The 17,593-nt window shown below is 48.7% G+C and carries 18 protein-coding genes; 8 read left to right on the forward strand and 10 right to left on the reverse strand.

The window, feature by feature from the left end; all coding sequences use genetic code 11:
• Nucleotides 1-155 precede the first annotated feature (155 nt).
• Nucleotides 156-1,253, reverse strand: a complete 1,098-nt coding sequence (locus tag MGMO_RS00045) for a lytic murein transglycosylase (RefSeq protein ID WP_023492949.1) — start codon at nt 1,251-1,253, stop codon at nt 156-158.
• A gap of 175 nt (nt 1,254-1,428) precedes the next feature.
• Nucleotides 1,429-2,139: an orotidine-5'-phosphate decarboxylase gene (pyrF, locus tag MGMO_RS00050; RefSeq protein ID WP_023492950.1), complete on the reverse strand. Its 711-nt coding sequence runs from the start codon at nt 2,137-2,139 to the stop codon at nt 1,429-1,431.
• 217 nt (nt 2,140-2,356) lie between these two features.
• Between pyrF and ampD the strand changes: the two genes are divergently transcribed.
• The 6 genes from ampD to MGMO_RS00075 all read left to right on the forward strand — a co-directional run bounded on the left by ampD (nt 2,357) and on the right by MGMO_RS00075 (nt 8,674).
• The gene (ampD, locus tag MGMO_RS00055; RefSeq protein ID WP_023492951.1) at nt 2,357-2,902 is read left to right on the forward strand and encodes a 1,6-anhydro-N-acetylmuramyl-L-alanine amidase AmpD; all 546 of its coding nucleotides are present in this window, start codon (nt 2,357-2,359) and stop codon (nt 2,900-2,902) included.
• A gap of 186 nt (nt 2,903-3,088) precedes the next feature.
• Nucleotides 3,089-4,633, forward strand: coding sequence for a sodium:proton antiporter NhaD (gene nhaD / locus MGMO_RS00060; RefSeq protein ID WP_036306275.1), 1,545 nt, complete (start codon nt 3,089-3,091; stop codon nt 4,631-4,633).
• 313 nt (nt 4,634-4,946) lie between these two features.
• Nucleotides 4,947-5,396, forward strand: a complete 450-nt coding sequence (locus tag MGMO_RS19360) for a hypothetical protein (RefSeq protein ID WP_152976255.1) — start codon at nt 4,947-4,949, stop codon at nt 5,394-5,396.
• Nucleotides 5,397-5,549 carry a hypothetical protein gene (locus MGMO_RS19805; RefSeq protein WP_161808446.1) on the forward strand — a complete coding sequence of 51 codons (153 nt, stop codon included), beginning with the start codon at nt 5,397-5,399 and terminating at the stop codon, nt 5,547-5,549. It abuts the gene before it with no gap.
• Nucleotides 5,550-5,986: 437 nt separating this feature from the next.
• Nucleotides 5,987-7,249: a hypothetical protein gene (locus MGMO_RS00070; RefSeq protein ID WP_023492954.1), complete on the forward strand. Its 1,263-nt coding sequence runs from the start codon at nt 5,987-5,989 to the stop codon at nt 7,247-7,249.
• A gap of 3 nt (nt 7,250-7,252) precedes the next feature.
• Nucleotides 7,253-8,674, forward strand: coding sequence for a coiled-coil domain-containing protein (locus tag MGMO_RS00075; protein WP_023492955.1), 1,422 nt, complete (start codon nt 7,253-7,255; stop codon nt 8,672-8,674).
• A 182-nt stretch (nt 8,675-8,856) separates the two neighbouring features.
• On the opposite strand, the gene MGMO_RS00080 is transcribed toward MGMO_RS00075, so the two are convergent.
• Nucleotides 8,857-9,276, reverse strand: a complete 420-nt coding sequence (locus tag MGMO_RS00080; RefSeq protein WP_023492956.1) for a hypothetical protein — start codon at nt 9,274-9,276, stop codon at nt 8,857-8,859.
• Between the two features lie 150 nt (nt 9,277-9,426).
• On the opposite strand from MGMO_RS00080, the gene MGMO_RS00085 reads away from it, so the two are divergent.
• Both MGMO_RS00085 and MGMO_RS00090 read left to right on the forward strand, forming a co-directional pair.
• A complete protein-coding gene (locus MGMO_RS00085) occupies nt 9,427-9,804 on the forward strand; it encodes a hypothetical protein (RefSeq protein WP_023492957.1) in 378 nt (125 codons plus the stop codon).
• Between the two features lie 133 nt (nt 9,805-9,937).
• The gene (locus tag MGMO_RS00090; RefSeq protein WP_023492958.1) at nt 9,938-11,605 is read left to right on the forward strand and encodes a SulP family inorganic anion transporter; all 1,668 of its coding nucleotides are present in this window, start codon (nt 9,938-9,940) and stop codon (nt 11,603-11,605) included.
• A 55-nt stretch (nt 11,606-11,660) separates the two neighbouring features.
• On the opposite strand, the gene MGMO_RS20425 is transcribed toward MGMO_RS00090, so the two are convergent.
• The 7 genes from MGMO_RS20425 to MGMO_RS19365 all read right to left on the reverse strand — a co-directional run.
• A complete protein-coding gene (locus tag MGMO_RS20425) occupies nt 11,661-13,487 on the reverse strand; it encodes an efflux RND transporter permease subunit (protein ID WP_023492959.1) in 1,827 nt (608 codons plus the stop codon).
• Nucleotides 13,481-14,071: an efflux RND transporter permease subunit gene (locus MGMO_RS20430; protein ID WP_235557194.1), complete on the reverse strand. Its 591-nt coding sequence runs from the start codon at nt 14,069-14,071 to the stop codon at nt 13,481-13,483. The genes MGMO_RS20425 and MGMO_RS20430 overlap by 7 nt, the downstream gene beginning before the upstream one ends.
• A complete protein-coding gene (locus MGMO_RS20435) occupies nt 14,001-14,798 on the reverse strand; it encodes an efflux RND transporter permease subunit (protein ID WP_023492961.1) in 798 nt (265 codons plus the stop codon). The genes MGMO_RS20430 and MGMO_RS20435 overlap by 71 nt, the downstream gene beginning before the upstream one ends.
• Complete coding sequence (locus MGMO_RS20440) at nt 14,798-14,956, reverse strand: hypothetical protein (RefSeq protein ID WP_235557195.1); 159 nt, start codon at nt 14,954-14,956, stop codon at nt 14,798-14,800. Before MGMO_RS20440 ends, MGMO_RS20435 begins: the two co-directional genes overlap by 1 nt.
• A complete protein-coding gene (locus MGMO_RS00100; protein WP_023492963.1) occupies nt 14,949-16,034 on the reverse strand; it encodes an efflux RND transporter periplasmic adaptor subunit in 1,086 nt (361 codons plus the stop codon). Before MGMO_RS00100 ends, MGMO_RS20440 begins: the two co-directional genes overlap by 8 nt.
• A gap of 654 nt (nt 16,035-16,688) precedes the next feature.
• Entirely contained in the window at nt 16,689-17,234 is a 546-nt protein-coding gene (locus MGMO_RS00105; protein WP_023492964.1) for a glycine zipper family protein, read from the reverse strand.
• Between the two features lie 10 nt (nt 17,235-17,244).
• The coding region (locus tag MGMO_RS19365) for a hypothetical protein (RefSeq protein ID WP_200922684.1) at nt 17,245-17,593 on the reverse strand (349 nt) is incomplete at its 5' end.

Consider the following 17,593-nt stretch of genomic DNA (forward strand, 5'->3'; position numbering starts at 1 on the left):
ATCTATTGTGGATTCGTGCATTCTAATTTCCCTTCGTTAAAAAAGATATTACAAAGCCTAACGTAAAGCTCGTAGGTTGGGGTGAACTTGTGAACCCCAACAATGAAACATACGTATATGTTGGGGTTCGTGCCATACCATTAACCTACAATTAACTAATAATTCATCCCAACCTGCGGATACTGATACCGATTCTTAATCGCCTGCGCCAATTGATGGACTGCCATCGCGTACTTGTTACTGTTGTTGTAGCGTTTAATGACTTTGAAATTAGGGTGGACGCGCCAGTATTCGTTGCCTTCATAGGTGCTCAATTCAATGACGGAAGGGTCGTAAGGGCCGCTGGCGGGTTGCGTGACAGGGCTTTTGTAATCCCAGCCGTTGCGGGAGAAGTAATGGGCGACACTGCCGATGGCATCATTGGGATGCCACAAGTCACGCCGTCCGTTATGGTCGAAATCCACTGCGAGCTTGCGGAAACTACTGGGCATGAATTGCCCCAAGCCCATCGCCCCTGCCCAGGAGCCGACGGGTTGGCGTGGGTTGTAGCCTTCCTCGCGGGCCATGAGCAGGAAATTCTCCAATTCCGACTGAAAATATTTTGACCGCCGATAGGTATCAAACGATAAAGTGGTCAAGGCATCGAACACGCAGGTCTTACCGATGTTTTTGCCGAAATACGTCTCCACGCCAATGATACCGACAATATATTCGGGATCAACCCCATAAGCAGAACTGGCTTTACTGATGGCATCAGCATTTTGTCGCCAAAATTCTACGCCGTTGCTGATATGCTGCTCGGTAAGGAACTTGCCACGATAGCGCGACCAACTACCCGGTCGTGCAGGGCCGGAATTGCTGGATGACGGACCTTCCAGCCGGATCACGGAATCCAGACGGTTGGCCTGGGCGAACAGGCTTTCGAGGTAGCTTTGCGAAAACCCGTGCGTAGCCACCATGTGCTGGATGAAACTTTTTACCGCATAGGAATTCCTGTAATTACCCGACGTGCCGTAGGAATCAGGGTAGTTCTGGCTGTAAGGATCGTAGGCGTTGTTGGATGATGGCGGTTTAGTCTGGTACGGGTTAACCGGTTGAATGGGCTTTGGTGCCGGTTTAACTGGCAACATCGCTTGCGGGTAATTGCCTGCATCGGGATAGTCGCTATACTCTGTAGCTGGATCGCTTGAGCAGCCGGATACGACCGCAATGACTGCCAGCTTGAGTAAGTGTTTTTTGATTGAGCTTTTCATTCGACCGCCTTGTACCGCAATTTGTTAATGCTGTTTCCCCTGCCGGGAACGCTGCTGACTGATTGCCGTTCCCGCTTGATTTGTCGTATGCTGTGGTTTGACCTGTGGCTGATAGATTTTCCTCCAAGCCAGCTTTTTCAGCAACAGGAAAAAGGCTTTTTGCCAAGAATAGCGTTTAATGCTGGGCTAATCCTTGTGCAATTTCATCCTGCAACTTTTTAATCGTGCTGATTGGATCTTCCGCCGTACGGATAGGTCGCCCAATAACGACATGATCCGCGCCATTGATAATGGCGTTCCGTGCCGTAGCGATACGTTTTTGGTCGTCTTCGCCTTTCACGCTGGATTCAGGCCGTATCCCAGGCGTTACGATAAAAAAGCCGTCGCCCAATGCGTCACGCAAAGGTTTGGCTTCCAAGGCAGAAGACACAACACCGTCACACCCCAACGCAAAAGCTTTCTTGGCACGTATCAGCACCAAATCTTCAACCGAACCTGTCATCCCCATTTGCCGCATGTCGGACTCGTCAAAACTGGTCAACACCGTGACAGCCAGCACTTTCACATTGCCGCGATCTTTCACCGCCGCCTTGATGATCGCATCATTGCCATGGATGGTGGTCAGGCTCACCCCCCGGTCTTTGACTTGCTGGATGGCGAGGTGGACGGTTTCAGGGATGTCAAAAAATTTCAGGTCGAGCATGACTTGATTGCCACGGTCGATGATGAAATCGACGATGTCCCACCAACCTGACAAAAACAGTTCCAACCCAACCTTGAAAAATTTGATGTCGCCGTCCAACTTCCTGACCCACTGCTTGGCTTCGTCTGGGGTGGGGACATCCAGCGCGTATATGATGCGTTCGTTGAGATTTATATTTTTCACAAAGCGGTCGTGTGCGAGAATAAGTTAGCGTTGATGAATGCTACCACACAAAGTAGACATAAGAAATTGGCAAAAAGGAAGGAGGTTCTTTATCTTTTGGCCAATTGATAAGCAATCGCACGTAAAATGATCTAGGCAAAAGACTAAAGGCACAAGACGCAAAACAGCAGCAACCCTTTCGCCTTTCGCCTTTCGCCTTTCGCCTTTCGCCTTACCTATGCACATAACCCAACACCGGCTGATTGAAGCCGTCCAAATCCCTACACCCAATTTCGATGACCGCCCCGACACTAGCGATATCAGCCTGATCGTCGTCCATTGCATCAGCCTGCCGCCGGGTGAATTCGGCAACGGCTGCATCGGGCAACTGTTTTGTAATCGCCTTGACCCAGACGGGCATCCTTATTTCAAGGAGATCCACCAACTCACCGTGTCTTCACACTTGGTTATTAGCAGGACTGGGGAAATAAACCAGTTCGTCCCGTTTGACAAACGCGCCTGGCACGCGGGGCAATCCTGTTACGAAGGCCGTGAGCGCTGCAATGATTTTTCGATAGGCATAGAGCTTGAGGGTACAGAAACTGTGGCTTACACGGAAGCACAATACCAGCAACTATCTGATATAACTAAGGTTTTGTTAGACACTTATCCCGCCTTATCAACCGAACGGATTGCCGGACATAGCGACATCGCCCCAGGCCGCAAAACTGATCCTGGCGAATCATTTGACTGGCAAAAATTTTATTGTTTATTGGGAAAATAATCTCACATTGTTTAAGATAGCAAAACAGTAACAATTAATGGCCTTGAGCAACAACGATGATGTATGCGGCCTGTAAATCCTGTTTGCTTTAGGAATGCAGATAGTTGCAGAAACGCTATCATATATTTCAATCGCAAGTTAGATAGAATGCTTTATTAATTAGTCCTTATGTTAGATAAACTTCAAATGCCAGAATTTTTTAAATACATGGTTGCCGCATTATTCGTTCTCCTCATGCCTTCCTTAACGATGGCGGCGAACGAAGCAGGTAATTCCACACCACCAACATTGGACTTGACAGGCCAGTGGATAGGAACGATAGCCCTAATTTTATTTGCTGTCGCCTACTTTTTGGCGATGGTTGAGGAAGCGACCGAATTACGAAAGTCAAAACCGATGGTGTTTGCAGCCAGTCTTATCTGGGTGTTAATCGCTTCCGTTTATGCTAATCATGGTATCAGCGAGCAAGCGGGACATGCATTCCGTTCTACACTTGAAGGCTATGCCGAACTGTTCCTGTTCATCATGGTTTCAATGACATACCTGAACGCCATGGAGGATCGGAGCGTATTCGAAAGATTACGGGTATGGCTCTTGAGTAAAAACTTCAGTTATCGCCAGTTATTCTGGATTACCGGATTTCAGGCTTTTTTTATTTCCTCTGTCTGTAACAACTTAACGACCGCCCTACTGATGGGCTCTGTAATCGTTGCCTTAGGCAAAGACAGCCCCCGTTTTGTCACTTTATCCTGTATTAATGTTGTCGTGGCATCCAATGCCGGGGGATCGTTCAGTCCTTTTGGCGATATCACTACGCTTTTGGTATGGCAAAAAGGCGTCGTACCTTTCGTTGATTTCTTTTCGCTATTAATCCCAGCGCTTGTAAATTTGGCTGTGCCGGCAGCCATCATGCATTTTTTTATCCCAAAAAATAGGCCTCAACCTCTGCTCGAATCTGAACCCATGAAGAGAGGCGGGTGGGTCATCATTGGACTCTTCGTACTGACTATTATCACTTCGGCCTGTTTTGAAAATTTCCTAAGCCTGCCGCCCGCAGCGGGCATGATGCTCGGTCTGACTTATCTGAAATTTTTCAGTTTTTACATGGAACAGGTTCCTGCAAATACTGACAATTTTGAAGAGGACCGGTTGGATATGAACACTCCAAACAACCAAAACCAGCCCAAAGTTGTTGTGAAGAATGAGGACGGAGATAAATCCGGCTATATTGATTATTTTGCCCCCATGAAAGTAATGAATAGGAAAAAGCGAATCCAGAATATTGATCAGCCATTTGATGTTTTCCATACCGTCGCCAACTTGGAATGGGACACGTTGCTGTTTTTCTACGGCGTTATGGTGGCTGTTGGTGGCCTGAGCTTTATCGGTTACCTGAGTTTGGCATCAAAACTTTTATACGTTGGCATAGATCCTACCGTGGCAAATATTTTAGTTGGTATTGCCTCAGCCTTTGTCGATAACGGCACTATTATGTTGGCGGTATTGACGATGGCACCGGATATTTCCCAAGGGCAATGGTTATTGGTTACCTTGACTGCTGGCGTAGGCGGAAGCTTGCTGGCAGTCGGCTCTGCCGCTGGCGTTGGATTGATGGGGCAAGCAAAAGGTATCTACACTTTTACCAGCCATTTAAAATGGACTCCAGCGATAGCGTTAGGCTATTTATCCAGTATTGCCATGCATTTTCTTTTGAACGGGCGGTATTTCTAATATTATGAATCCCAACACGAGCTGGCCGCTAACATAATCAAAGCCTTACTGTTCAGCCCAGCTTGTCAAAGGGCTCATTCTTAGCTCCCGCAAATAATTTTGATTCATTCAGCGTTCAGCCCTCTGTTGATATACTTCAACCCATACTACAATCGGCAGGAGAAAAACATGTGCGAACTTACCAAAAAACTCTGTTTATCAGGTTTGGTATTGTTGCTTTCCGCTTGCGCCAATTACCCCAATAATTATGGTTACGGCACGAGTTCGAACTATGGCTCTTATCCTTCAGGCGGCTATTATCCGGGCTATAGTAATGATCAAAGTTATAATTATCCCAGATACCCAAATCAATCTGGATACGGGAGTTATGGCAGGCCTTATTACGGGAATCAACCCAACAATTATTACAATCAGAATAATTATTACAACCGCCCGCAACACCCAAATTATCCACAGCCTGGTTATGGCGGCCATCAACCAGGCCGCTCGTTTGATCGCCCTAAGGATCACGACAACCACCATCAAAATTGGGGCGGTCGGCAAAACGGCAACAACCAACCGCAACCTGGGTCACCTCCTATGGGCGGACATCATCAAGGTTGGCAAAATCCCGCTGCAAATAGGGATGGACAGGCCGGCGGCGAGCCGCATCACGGGGATAGCTTTAGCCATCAACACAACGGAGGAGGCTGGCAAGGCCAGAATCGCCAGCAGCCAGCACAGGCGCACCATAATGGCGGATATTCCAATTCGGGGAGCATGAATGGATATCTGCAACAGCAAATCGGTCAGCCAGGTCAAAATGCGGATCGAGGCAGCCATCATCAAAACCGAGGCGGTTCGCATATCCAACATAACCAGGAACAACCTGCCCAGGTACACCGTAATGGCGGATATTCAAATTCACCCAGCATGAATCAATATTTGAACCAGCAACTTGGCCATCCAGAACATAAAGGTCATAACAATAGAAGGCATGAATAAGTTTTAAAATGACAAAGGGGCCTCTTTAATGCAAAAAGGCAATTTCCTTCGTTTATTCTTACCCACAGCCATAGTTGATTTTTAATTTCAGGAAACCCTGAACAAGCCCTTCGGCAAGCTTAGGATGAAGGCAAGATGTTGATTCCGTTTGTGGCTATCTTATCGGACCATGAACGGAATCAACTTGCTTAGGGTTTCCTTTCGTTAACTTCCTGCTCTACAATAACTTTGGACAACATCGACAAGGTGTTTGCATTTGCCCGATGTATCACCTAAACTTCGAGCCAGGCTTAACCGTCATTTCGATCACATCATGACGCAACCACCTGATTTATAAGATCGCTTAGATAACAACTAAAATAAACTGCGATGGAAAATCGACTCTTAACAAAGCTAAAAAGCGGCGGAATTGGCCGGCTTATCAATATTGTCCAGACCTTGTTCGTCAGTTTGCTGCGGATTTGGTCTATCCCTATCGTGCTTTTGCTCAGCGTGGCATCAGGATTTACCACGTTTTATGGGATGTCCTACTTTATTACACCGTGGATTGCGTTGATTATAACCGTTGCCATTCAATCCATTATCGTCATTTGCTCATTTGAGCTCGCAGGGATTCATTGCAAGGCCAATCGGCTGCGTTATTTCAGCGTACTGGTTTCGCTGATTATCGCGTTTACCGCTTCAATGGCGTTTTCGTATTTCAAATTTTATGAAATTTCCGAACACGATACGATCCGCATCGAGCGCATCAATGGGGTGGGTAATCAGGTCGATGATTATTTGAAAAAGCTGGTCTCGGTAAAGAGCAACCTGTTGGCGGAACAAAAAAGCGAACTCGAAAAGCTGGGAAAAGAAGTTTCGCAAGCTTATTTTGGCAGCCATCCTGACATTCCGCCCCAATTCCGGGACCAAGTCGGCGAGGGGCCGACGTGGAGGTACGTCAACTCAATTTATCAAGACAAAAAAGCCCAGTTAGCGCAGCTTGAAGAGCAATTCAAGGCGGTAGACCAATCCATCGCCACGCTCGAAATCGGCCTTAACAAGTTGGACAGCGACCTGGCCCACAGCGAGCAAGCCTACCAGGAAGTCTCCCAAGGCTTGCATAAAGTGCAATTGGAATTCAACCAGTTGACCGCCAAATACCGCACTGATTTGCCTTCTGCACCCGTCCTGATAACCTATTCGCAGTTTACGGAAACCGTCAAGCCGACCGTCAATAACCTGCCCAAATTTACCTTGTTTCCTTTGATAATCGCCGGAATGGTGGACTTTTTCACCGTATTATTGTCTTATCGTTTGGAGTTTTCCGCTCCAGGCCCGTTAACCGCGCAAGAAGAAGAACTTGTTTTTGAATGCCTTAAACAATTCAACGAATTCCGCATTAACGAAAATGATGCCGTGGAAATCATCATCGAAAAAACCGACATCGAACGCGCGCGGCATTACGTCGATTGGCCGCGCATGTTCGCGGTCGGCCTGTTGCTAAGCCGTGGCTTTTTGCGCAAGGTGGACGAACGCCGCGTGGAGTTTGCGCCCAACCTTTACCCATTAATCGCCGAAAAAATGGGCGATAAATTACAAAAAATCAAACGTGCCCAAGCTCTCGCTGAGCATAATGCACGTAACGGGTAAAGCATGGACAGCAACAAGTTAACCCCGGAAAAAGCGCCATCCAAATCACCCCTGGAACAATGGTTAGCAGAGATCAGCGCGGAAAGCGACAGCCTGAGCCAAACTTGGGATCCGGGTTTCGATGGTGGTCGACAAATCGTCATTGCAAAACTTGGGCCATTCCAAAAAAGCTTCCAGCGTCTTCCGGGCTTTACACCGCGCTTTTATCACCGTACGTATCCCTTACCTGTGGATGAGTGGCGGTTTAACAGCCAAACTAAGTTGTATGGGGATTTTTGTACGATAGACGCGATGATTACGATCCGGTTTCAGCCGACCATCAAGTATGCCCAGGCCAACTTGGAAGCATTGCCGACTATCAGCCAGCATGTCAAATCCCGCTGCGAAGGGCTGGTAAAGGATACCGTCGACCAAGAGCTGCACCAATTAGCCAATGGCGACTGGGTGGAGCAAGGCTTGTCTCCCGTGGAGCGGCGCATCGAAATGCACATCAACGAAACCTTAACCTTGCAGAACGTACAATGCCGTGCCTTGTGCGAAATGCTGACCACCTTTTCTGAAATACGTGACCCTAACAAACTGGACAGCCGCTTTGCCCATGACGACATCTACCTGAAAATATTACGTAAAAATTTTGAAACCCAAGAACATCAAAACAAGGAACGTTTGCGGCAAGAATTGGTTTTGGAACAGCAACGCTTAGATCGGCAACAACGCCTTATTGAAAAATATAACCAAGAACAAGCCTTACACCGCCTCGAACAGGAACAAGCCGCATTTAACCTCAAACGCCGCCTGGAAGAACAGGAACGGCAATTGAATGAGCAATTCACGATTGAAGAGCGTGTCCATCGCGAGCAGGTCTACCACGAGCAGAACCTCAAGCGCATGGAACAGGAAGTCGCCGCGAAGACCCAGCAAGAAATCCAGGCCAAACAAATGGAAATTGATGAACAATTGCAACAAGAGCGCCTAGCCCATCAACAGCATCTCAAGGAAGCCCAACTCGCTGCCGAAATTGCCGAATTTGAAAAAAATCAAGTGGCTTGGAATGACATCCATGAACGGCTGCGGGTAGAAAAAATTGAACAGGAAAAACGGCTTAAGCAATTGGAAAACGAAGCAAAATTGGCCTTGCTCGACACCGCACAAAACGAGGAACAAAAACTGCAAGAACGCCTGCTAATGGAAAAACTCATGCACGAAGCGCGCTTAAAGGATATGGAATTGGAAATGCAAATCCAGGAACACGAAAAACGCTTCGCCGCCACCCAACAACTCGACAATTACCTGCGCCGCGACATTGAATTGTTGATCCTGGAAAAACACCGTGGTGAATTGGTGCAGGAAGTCAAAAAAAACAAACAAGATGAATTTCCCGCCCTCGCCTCCCCCAGCGAGCCAAAAAATTCTAGGGATTTGTAGAGACACAAAAGAACGGCATACCGCAGAAAAAACAGGCACTGTTCCGTTAAATTAACCTGACGTTTATAACCCCCAATCGTAAGCCACAAAAAGGCCGCTTTGCGACCAAATCCAAGCCTTCTCGAGGCTACTCAGAACAACGCTCTCAGTCTTCGTAGCAAGAGATGGATAATTTTATAGCGCTAGTTTTTTGAAGATTTTGGTCGCCCGGTCTTAACCTTTTCAACTTGCTCAACGGCTTGTTTCAACTCAGTTAAAGGTAATTTTGTCAGTAAATGCAATCCGGCACGAAGGATCTCACCCTTCTTGACATGAATCCCAGCGGCCAAACAGGTTTTCTTGAGTTCTGATATTTTCGCGTAATCCTGTTCTGGAAACGAAAAGCTATCCCTTATGACTTTGTCTTTGGCGGATTTTCGTTTTTTGCTCGGCTTAGCCGTAACTGTCTCACTCGCAACGGCTTTTTTTGTCCCAGCCGTTTCCTTTGGAATAGCGGTCAGTGCTTTTCTGGTCGTTTTTTTGCTTACCGCTTTCGCTATTGTCGGTTCGGCAGCCAGTGCTTCGGTTGCTGTCTTTTTTGATTTTGGTGTCGTCGTACCCATTATTGCCCCCAATTATGCTTAAACAATAAACAGTATATACTGTTTATATGGTTTTTATTTGCATATTTTCAATTATCGCTTAATATCCAGAATGATTTGATACATAACGATGGCTTTTACTAACCATCACTAAAGCACTGGAGGATTGACATGGCTAAGGCAAAAGTAAAAAAGATCAAGTGGCTTGCTGACGTTGAGGGACACGACTACCCTGCTGCTGAATCTTACCTTACGCTCCTTTACCCACAAGAAAAAGTTGCCGAAATGATAGCTAGATTTAAAAACGCAGCTATTGTGCAATTCAAGGCCAAAGACATTTTCAGGGCCTCCCGGCTCTCCTTGCTCGGCGTGAGCAATTCACATGTCGAAAAGGACAGGGAAAAAATCAAGAAAGGGAAAAGCCTTTCACCTCTGCTCCTAGCAAGGGATGAGCAGACAGGAAGAGTGGTCATTGCGGATGGCTACCATCGGATGTGCGCCATTTATGAATTTAATGAAGATGCGTTTATCCATTGCAAGATTATCTGAGCATTTCAATACCCAGTTGTTCTGGTAGTGACTGTCCATCTCGGTGATACCTGTTTGGGTTAGGGCTGGAGTTCATCTTAGTTTCGGGCAACTTAAGATTTCAAATCTATGCGATTGGAAGGGACGATGAAAAATGGACGCTAATCCTTCGGTGAAAGATACGGTTAGCCCTACCCCTAGTTGGCTATTCCTGGCCGATGTCATTGCAGGTTTATCCGTCGCCAGCATCTTATTGCCGGAAGCCGTTGCCTATGCCGCCATTGCCCACCTTAGCATCCAACATGCGATAACTGCCGTGCTAGTGGGCTTAATCTGCTACGCCTGCTTAGGGGGAAGCCAATTTGCGGTTGTTGCACCGACCTCATCCGCTGCCGCACTGATGGCGGCGGTGGTCCTGTCTTTGCAGCCGATTGACGAGGGCGCAGCGGCAAGCTTAGGGGTTGCACTGGTCATCATGACTGGTATCGGCTTATTGGCGTTTGCAAAAGCCGGTTTCGGGCGATTGTCATCATTCGTATCTCGGCCTGTATTACGTGGCTTTTCGTTTGCCTTGGCGGTGACCATCATCACCAAGCAATTGCCCATTTTGCTCGGAGTCCAAATCCATGCCCCCGACCCTTTTCGGACTGTCGTCGCGTTATTCAACCATGTCCATGAGTGGTCGACTTGGAGCGCCTCCATTGGCTGTGGCGCCCTGATTTTATTACGGTTACTGAAGCGCTGGCCCACTGTACCCAGCGCCTTCGTGGTCTTAGTGCTGGGCATAGCATTAAGCTACGTGACGAATCTTGCCGACTTTCAGGTGGCTGTTGTCGGGCCTGTGCAGATTACGCCGCCAAACTTGGACATACCGCAGTTGCCGCTCGAAAAATGGCTACAATTGGCGGAATTGGCCTGTGGTTTACTGGTTATTATAGTTGCCGAATCCTGGGGCAGCATCCGAAGCCTTTCGCTCAACCACCACGGCAATACCATCGAACCTAACCGGGAACTGTTTGCACTGGGGACGGCCAATCTTGTGTCAGGATTGTTCCAGGGCATGCCAGTCGGTGCGGGTTTTTCAGCCAGCACCGCAAATGAGCAAGCGGGCGCACTAAGCAAATGGGCGGGTGTGTGTGCCGCATTGCTCCTGTTGTCAACGGTCGTCTTTGGCCGCAAGTGGATTGAACTTATCCCGGAACCGATAGTGGCGGCAGCGGTTATCAACGCCTTGAGCCATGCCTTAAGCCCTCGTGCAATCGTGCATCTTTGGCGAATGGATAGGGACCAATACCTTGCAATGGCCGCCATCTGCGCCGTATTAGTGTTTGGGGTATTGCATGGCATGTTGATTGGCGTAGGCTTGTCATTGGCGGCGGCTATTCGTTCTTTTAGCCAGCCCTTGGTCAGGGAATTGGCGGAGCTCGACCATACCCGCGATTATGTCGATTACGAAAACCACCCCAATGCCATCACCTATCCTACGGTATTAATACTGCGACCGGAAGAGCCGCTGTTTTTTGCCAGCGTCGAAGGCATCCTTGCCGAAGTCCAACGGCGTTTAAAGGCCAGGGACGATACGAAAATACTTATCCTCAGCCTTGAAGAAAGCGCCAACCTAGACAGCACGGCGGCTGAATGCCTAATCGAATATGCCAATGAACTTAAGCAGCAGGATAAAATGCTGTTATTGGCGCGAGCCAAAGATCCGATAAGCCAGTTATTGCTAAAGCTGGCAAACGGACAATTTCAGGACAAGCTGTTTTGGAGCGTCGCAGATGCAGTGGCGTACGCCCATAAACGCAGTGCCGACTTACCTTAGATTGCCAAAACAATACGTCTCCTCAATTCCATCTGCTATGGTATTTTAGATCGATTCAGATATTGTCCAATTCCAGCTCTTCTTCGCTGGGCAGTTTTATGGGGGGGTTAAATAAACGGTAGAGCACTGGAATCAACAACACCGTCATGACGGTGGCGCTAAACAGGCCCCACACAATAACGGTGGCGAGTGGTCGTTGCACGTCCGAACCCAAACCAGTAGCCAACGATGCGGGAACAAGGCCAAGTATGGCCACCAAAGAGGCGACCAGGATAGGCCGTATGCAACGGACTGCACCGTTTATAATCGCCTTCTCCAATGGCATTCCAGCCATACGTAAGTCAGTTATTGTCCTCACTATTAGCACGCCATTCATTATCGAGACACCGAAAACCGCCGCAAATCCCACGCCCGATGACACGTTTAGGTTCATGTCCCGCAGGTACAAGGCGGTCGCCCCGCCTACAAATGCAAACGGAATTGCCAGGAGCAGCGACAGTGATGCCCTTAACGACCCAAAGGTCACTAACAGTAAGGCGAATATAACTGCAATGCTCGTTGGCACGAGTATCTTGAAATGTTGCGCTGCGCGCTCCAGGTTTTCAAACATGCCCAGCCAAGCTATGCGGTAGCCATTCGGGACGGTAATGGACTGAGCAAAAGAATGTTGGGCTTCAGCAACAAATCCGCCTTGATCTCGCCCAACAATATCTGTCCGTACCGTTAACCGGCGCCTTCCGTTATCACGCGCTATTAAGGTTTGCCCGTCAATGATGTCAATATGGGCAACCTGGGCCAATGGAATCGGTATTCCCTTCGCGTTATAGACCGGCAAACGCCCAATGGCGGCGGGCGAACGTAAATGTGATTTATCAAAGCGTGCAACAATATCAATTCGCCTCTCACCTTCAAAGAGATTGCCAATGGGCGAACCACCGATGGCGACATCAATAAGTTGAGTCACTTCATCTATATTGACATCATAGCGCGCACATAATGCACGGTCCGGTTTAATGACCAATTGTGGCTGCGGCCCTTCTTGTTCAATGCTCACATCCACGGCACCCTGTACTTTACTTATCAATGTTTGGGTTTTTCTGGCAAGTGCCAATAAGACATTCGAATCACTACCGGAAAATTCAACGGCCAGATTAGCCGAGGTGCCATTGGCATCTTCGGTTACGCTGTCAATGATAGGCTGGGTAAAATTAAAGCGGGTCGTCGGAAACTCCGTGCGAAAACGTGAGCCTAATGCAGCTATCAGCTCTTGTTTACGGTGGAATTGCAGCCATTGATCTCGGGGTTTGGGTGCGATTAACATTTCGATCCGGCTGGGTGGATACGGATCTGTGCCACTATCATTGCGGCCCGCCTGAACGACGATAAAAGAAATGTCAGGAAATTCAAGCGCTATTTCACGAAGGCGTTGTCCAAATTTTGATGTCTGTTGCAGCGACGTCCCTTCAGGAAAGTTTGCACGTACCCACATGATGCCTTCATCCATGTAGGGCAAAAATTCCGTACCCAGGCGTGGAACAATCAATATCAAAACGCTGAAAAGTATGCCTGATGCTACGCCCACAGCCTGCCAACGATATTTCAGCAAATACACAAGCAAGGACGAATAACGCGGATAGAGCCAAGTTAGTATTGGGTTTTCCCAATCCCGATACCCATTTTTAAATAACAGGCTCGATAGCACAGGTACAACAAATAGCGCAAATAACATGGCGCCTATCAAGGCGAATAAAATCGTCAACGCCATGGGACGAAACAAAAGCCCTTCTATGTGAGTCAGCGTCAGGAGGGGGATGAATGCGCCAACGATCATAAGGATCGAAAAAAATACCGGCCGTTCAACTTCAAGGGCGGCAGTCAGCACCGTCTTGGCAATACCGTTGTGTCGTGTTTTTTGGTCGCGTCATGTAATCGATGGGCTATGTTTTCCGCCATGATGACCGAGCCATCGACGATAATGCCAAAATCAATGGCACCGATGGACAATAAGCCGATAGGAATGCCGAACGCTTTCATTAAGACCAGCGCAAATAACAGGGAAAAAGGAATAGTCAATGCGACCAGCAAAGCCAGTTTGGGCCGTCCAAGGAAAATCAGCAATACTAAGGTAACGAGTGAAATGCCCAGCAATACACTGTGCCCCACTGTGTGCAAGGTATTTTCAACCAGTTGCGACCGGTCATAAAAGGGCTGGACACTCACCCCTTCAGGCAGGTCAACTTGGTTAAGTTCAGTTATAACTGCTTTCACATGACTTAAGACATCGGACGTATTTTCGCCGCGCCGCATCAAGACGATGCCTTCGACGGATTCATTCTTACGGTCCTTACTTAAAATGCCTGCCGGCACTTTGGAGTCAATCTCTACATCAGCGACATCATGGACATAGATGGGTGTGCCGCCAAATGATTTTATGAAAATATTGCCGATTTCCGAAACATCCTGCAAAGCGCCGCGACCACGAATGACGAATGACGAATGACGAATGACGAATGACGAATGACATGCTGCCACGCGACAGGACGCTGCCGCCTGCACTTTCGTTGTTGGATTGGATGGCATCAACGACATCATTGAGCGATAATCCGAAGCGTTGTAGCTGGGCCGGGTTCATCAACACGGCATATTGCTTTTCAAAACCGCCGAAGTTGGAAACCTCCGCAACTCCGGCTGCACGCAGCAGATGCGGAATGACCAGCCAATCGTTGATAGAACGCAATTCGGTCAAGTCATAACGACCGTCGGAAACCAATTCATAACGCAATATTTCGCCATAAGCCGTTGCCAACGGCCCGAGTTGGGCTGACGCCCCATTGGGCAAATCAATATTGCCCAGTTTTTCTTGGACACGTTGCCGTGCCCAGTAACTTTCAGTGCCTTCTTCAAAAATCATCTGTACGACTGACAATCCAAAAATTGTCCTTGACCGGATAGTTTCAACTTTAGGCACATTACGCATTTCAATTTCAACCGGGACAGTCACTTGACGCTCCACATCCTCTGGCGCGCGCCCCGGATACGTAGTAATGACCTGAACCATTTGGGAAGATATATCAGGGTAGGCATCGATCTGTATGGTGGAGAAAGACCACAATCCCGCAATAATGACGGTGACCATTAAACCCAATACCGTCAAGCGATAGTGCATCGCTTTGTTCATGAGTTGAGGTACCATTATTTTTCTCCGATGCCTATTTTTTCTTCGTTACCGGCTTCGCCTTGAAGCGCCCGTACCAGCATCGGTTTCAACAAGATAGCGCCGCTGCCTATAATATCTTCGCCGCCTTGTAAACCCTTGAGTATTTCAACACGATCATCTACGCTTTCACCCACTTGCACATCGGTGATCCGCCATAAGCCAGGGCCCGCGCACATAATCTGAGTTTTGGCTGTGCAGCACACTGTCTGTCGGGATCATGATGGCAGGACGCGGATCTGTCTCTAAACCGATTTCGGCATACATGCCGGGCTTGAATTGGTCATGCCAGTCATTCAGCTCAAAAAACACCCGAAGCGTATGCCTCTCTGGCGAAAGTGTTGGGGCGAGGCTCCTTACTTTGCCCGAAAATGATTGCTCCGAAAGCCCGTAAAAACGGGCCTCACAAGACTGGCCTACGGAAACCTGCCGAATCTTTAATTCGGGTACGTCGGCCATGATCAGTGCGATACCTGGATTGGAATGTTCCAGCAAAAGAGGGTCTATGCCGTCTTGAAAAAGTTTCCTTTCTAACGCGGCACGGGTCCGGGTTGCGACGGTTAAGGCAGTCTCGGCTTCGTAGATGTCTTTTTGCCCCTCTAATTGAACTTGCAGTAAGTTGGCCTCGGCGCTCGTTAAATCGCGGATGGCTTCAGTGCCTGTTGCGACCAATTTCCTAAGCCGTTCTACCGCAATTTTTTGGGAATTATATTGCGCCGCCGTCAGTTCGCGAATTTTGGCCAAGCGTTTGTCGTTAAATTCCTTTTCGGTTGAGACCCTTTGCCAATCGGCATAAACCGCAGAAAGGTCGAGGCTGTTAAATTGCCAACGGTCTTCGATAGGGCCCGTGCCTTTCGGCAGCCTGGCGACAACCGCACCCGTCACAATCAGCAGATGCCGCATCGACACCGAACTGCCCAGCAGCCATAGCCGCAGCCCTTTTACCGAATAAAAACCAGTCGATAGGCATGGCGCACCCACGTCAACCTGCGGCGCCCCCCCTTGACAGTTGACGGTGAATTGCCTGTCCAACGGTATCAAAGCCCCCCCGGCGGACAAATCAGGATTCGGTATCAACCCCGTCGTGGTAAGGTCGGCTTCGGTTTGCCTAACATTTTCCATTGCCGCACTGATGCGAGGATCAGCCTTCAATGCGGTTTGTATCGCCTGGTTTAAGGTAAATTCTTTTTGAGTTGATGATCCGTCGGTCGGCAAGCTGGAATCCGCATTCGGTGTCTCTTTAGAGCCTGATAACCCCGGTTCAGATACTTTATGTATTAGGCGGACTTTGATCTTGCAACAATTCGGGCAACGGTTCTTTCGCTAACGCACTACCCGTTAATACGGCAAATGTAAAAAAGCTTATTAGAAGGGTGCGAATCATAAGAGTTAATTCGATTTGCTTACTACGTCGGATAAGATAGATTATAAAAAATAACCTTAAACTTAAATCCGTTGGTTTCCTGTTCATTTCTTATTTTGTGCTGCACATTGATACGCCATGCTCACCTAACCTTTTAGCACTAAACTTGCTTTTAAATGCCCAGTGAATCTTTCATTTGCCCAATAACAAGGCAATTTGTTTGCCAGCCATATTTATAGCGACGGGATCATATCGTAGCGTGACGTTTTACGTTGATAGAGCTTATTTTGGGACAAAATGACGGCTATCGAATTAGGCGTATCGGTTGTTATCAACCAAAACAGTTGGTTTATATCAACCGAAATAACCGTTTAGCCTTTTGAAGTAAGGAATCTAAAAGAACGGACCACAAACTAACAAGATGTGGGTAATAGAAAGCATTTTTTAGGCCTAACCAAACCCCTATTTCCGCTACCCTTGTCGCATACTAAGCGACACATGACCTGTTATTTTGGAAAAGTAGGCACCGTTGTGCCGGGCGGTGGCGGTGGCGGCGTGCCTGGGGGAGGGGGCGGTATATGCGCTGCCGGGGCCACGGGCTGTTGGGCTGGTGCGGCCGAAAACTGCCCCGACACCGGAACCTGATGGCCTTTGGCATACATGCATTGGATATAGGCGACATCAAATCGCTGTTGCGTTTCGTACATGGAACCACTGGCCGCACCCGTGCCGACTATGCTGCCGCCCACCAATCCCGTGCCGGCACCGATGGCGGCACCGCTCCCGCCGCCGATGGCCGCCCCTGCCGCTGCGCCTAGGGCGGTCCCAACCGCCGCGCTGGCGACCCCACTAGATGCTGCCGCTTGGTTGGGGGGTGTCCCGCCCACTTGGAATAGGGCGTATTGTTGGCAAACGGCATCGTCATTGCGAAACCGTTCGAACGGCAAGCCCGTGCCGGGTAGGACCATGACGCTAGGGCCGTCGGGCAAGCTCGCACAGCCTGCCATAGCCAGTAAGGCGGCAGTCGTGACTATTTTTGTCAAAGGTGACATGTTGGACTCCTTAATGGGGCGCTGAAGGTCTTGGCTCAACTTGCTGCCAACTGTTTGGGCATTCCTTGATGTATGGGTAATAGCCTTCTGGGTTGCTGCAATAATACCAGTACCCGGGTTGATATTGATGGGAAACCGGAGGAGATTGCTGGATGTAAACTGGAGGCGATGCCGGGACTGCTACCACGGAGGGGTAGCCATAATAACCGCCATAGCCGCCGTATCCACCGTAGTAGGGATAATAGCCGCCATAATAGCCAGGGCCAAACCCAAACCCCAGGCTATAGAAACTGCGTCCGTGGCTCCAGCCGCCGTGATGGCCGCCGCCGGAGTGACCCCAACCGCCCCGGCCGCCGCCC

Origin of the sequence: Methyloglobulus morosus KoM1 (genome assembly GCF_000496735.2) — a bacterium.
GTDB classification, from domain to species: Bacteria; Pseudomonadota; Gammaproteobacteria; order Methylococcales; family Methylomonadaceae; genus Methyloglobulus; species Methyloglobulus morosus.

Bases quoted from the DNA above. Each gene is read 5' to 3' on its own strand.
- MGMO_RS20435 (WP_023492961.1), bottom strand. From the start codon at position 14,798: ATGGTACCTCAACTCATGAACAAAGCGATGCACTATCGCTTGACGGTA.
- MGMO_RS00080 (WP_023492956.1), bottom strand. From the start codon at position 9,276: ATGGGTACGACGACACCAAAATCAAAAAAGACAGCAACCGAAGCACTG.
- MGMO_RS00105 (WP_023492964.1), bottom strand. From the start codon at position 17,234: ATGTCACCTTTGACAAAAATAGTCACGACTGCCGCCTTACTGGCTATG.
- MGMO_RS00045 (WP_023492949.1), bottom strand. From the start codon at position 1,253: ATGAAAAGCTCAATCAAAAAACACTTACTCAAGCTGGCAGTCATTGCG.
- MGMO_RS00090 (WP_023492958.1), top strand. From the start codon at position 9,938: ATGGACGCTAATCCTTCGGTGAAAGATACGGTTAGCCCTACCCCTAGT.
- ampD (WP_023492951.1), top strand. From the start codon at position 2,357: ATGCACATAACCCAACACCGGCTGATTGAAGCCGTCCAAATCCCTACA.
- nhaD (WP_036306275.1), top strand. From the start codon at position 3,089: ATGCCAGAATTTTTTAAATACATGGTTGCCGCATTATTCGTTCTCCTC.
- MGMO_RS19805 (WP_161808446.1), top strand. From the start codon at position 5,397: ATGGATATCTGCAACAGCAAATCGGTCAGCCAGGTCAAAATGCGGATC.
- MGMO_RS00075 (WP_023492955.1), top strand. From the start codon at position 7,253: ATGGACAGCAACAAGTTAACCCCGGAAAAAGCGCCATCCAAATCACCC.
- MGMO_RS00085 (WP_023492957.1), top strand. From the start codon at position 9,427: ATGGCTAAGGCAAAAGTAAAAAAGATCAAGTGGCTTGCTGACGTTGAG.
- MGMO_RS00070 (WP_023492954.1), top strand. From the start codon at position 5,987: ATGGAAAATCGACTCTTAACAAAGCTAAAAAGCGGCGGAATTGGCCGG.
- MGMO_RS19360 (WP_152976255.1), top strand. From the start codon at position 4,947: ATGATCAAAGTTATAATTATCCCAGATACCCAAATCAATCTGGATACG.